This window comes from Nocardiopsis protaetiae (assembly GCF_045446735.1).
Taxonomy (GTDB): Bacteria; Actinomycetota; Actinomycetes; order Streptosporangiales; family Streptosporangiaceae; genus Nocardiopsis; species Nocardiopsis protaetiae.
In genome coordinates, this window is record NZ_JBJJBV010000530.1 from 1 (window position 1) to 1,158 (window position 1,158).

Sequence of the window (1,158 nt, forward strand, 5' to 3'; positions counted from 1 at the left end):
CGCCGCGCGGGACGGCCCCGGTGTGACAACCGGACACCGGGCACGGTAGAACGGCACCGGTCCGGTGGAGCACGACGGCGGGAGCAGCGGTGGGCGCAGGGGCGGGGACGGCGGAGCTGGAGGAGCACCTGCGCGGGTTCTGGCCGGGGCGGGAGCTGGAGCCGGTCACCTGGAAGGACGGGCCGGTCCTGGAGCGGCTGCCGGACTTCGCCACCTACCGCGTCACCCAGGGGCCCGAACGCGGGTGGAACTACGCCACAGTCGGCGCCTCCGCCTCCGGCGGCGTGGAGTTCGTGCTCATGGCGCCCCACGGGACCGACGACCACGCCGAGACGCTCGCCCTGGTCGCCCACGTCAACTCGTTCGAGGAGCACCGGGTCGACGTCGGCTCGGTGCTGGACCTGGGCCGCCCCTGGACGGGCGGCTCCCGCATGGAACACCTGCTGGTCAGCCCGCCCTACCCCTACGGTCCGTTGCTGGAGCAGGCCCCCGGCGGCGTCCGCTACCTGTGGCTGCTCCCCGTCCACGCCGCCGAGGCCGAGGTCGTCCTCACCGAGGGCCTGGAGGCCTTCGAGGAACTCCTGGAGGCCGAGGGCATCGACATCCTCGCCATCGACCGCCCGCCCGTCGTCTGACCCGTCAGGGGCGGCCGTGGGAGCGGGCGTGGAGGCTGCGGACGGCCTCGGCGAGTTCGGGGACCGGGCCCTCCACCGGCACGTCGGGGGCGACCTCGGCGATGGGCAGCGGCCGCACCGGGCCCGGGGGCAGCCCCCAGGCGGTGCGCCACTCGGTGAGCTGGGCCGACGAGCACGCGTACACGATCCGGCCCAGCCCCGCCCAGGCGTGCGCCGCCGCGCACATGGGGCAGTGCTCGCCCGAGGTGTACACGGTCGCGGCCGCACGCTCCTCGGGGAGCAGGCGGGACGCCGCCCACCGGGCGATGGCCAGCTCCGGGTGGCGGGTGCCGTCGCCGCCGGAGACCTCGTTGTGGCCCTCGAACAGCACCGTCCCGTCGGCCGCCACCAGCACCGAGCCGAACGGTTCGTCGCCGGAGTCCAGGGCCTCCCCGGCCAGTTCCACGGCCCGGCGCAGGTGCCGCAGGTCGGTCTCGTCCATCGTTCCTCCTCGTGTCCCACCCCGACCGTACACACGGCGGCG

The 1,158-nt window shown here is 75.5% G+C and carries 2 protein-coding genes; one reads left to right on the forward strand and one right to left on the reverse strand.

Translation table 11 applies throughout. The features are described from left to right. The first annotated feature begins 89 nt into the window (after positions 1-89). A complete protein-coding gene (locus tag ACJOT3_RS34530) occupies positions 90-635 on the forward strand; it encodes a suppressor of fused domain protein (protein ID WP_406977335.1) in 546 nt (181 codons plus the stop codon). Positions 636-639: 4 nt separating this feature from the next. Here ACJOT3_RS34530 and ACJOT3_RS34535 read toward each other — a convergent pair whose 3' ends face one another. Continuing rightward, complete coding sequence (locus ACJOT3_RS34535; RefSeq protein WP_406977336.1) at positions 640-1,116, reverse strand: nucleoside deaminase; 477 nt, start codon at positions 1,114-1,116, stop codon at positions 640-642. Positions 1,117-1,158: the final 42 nt, after the last annotated feature.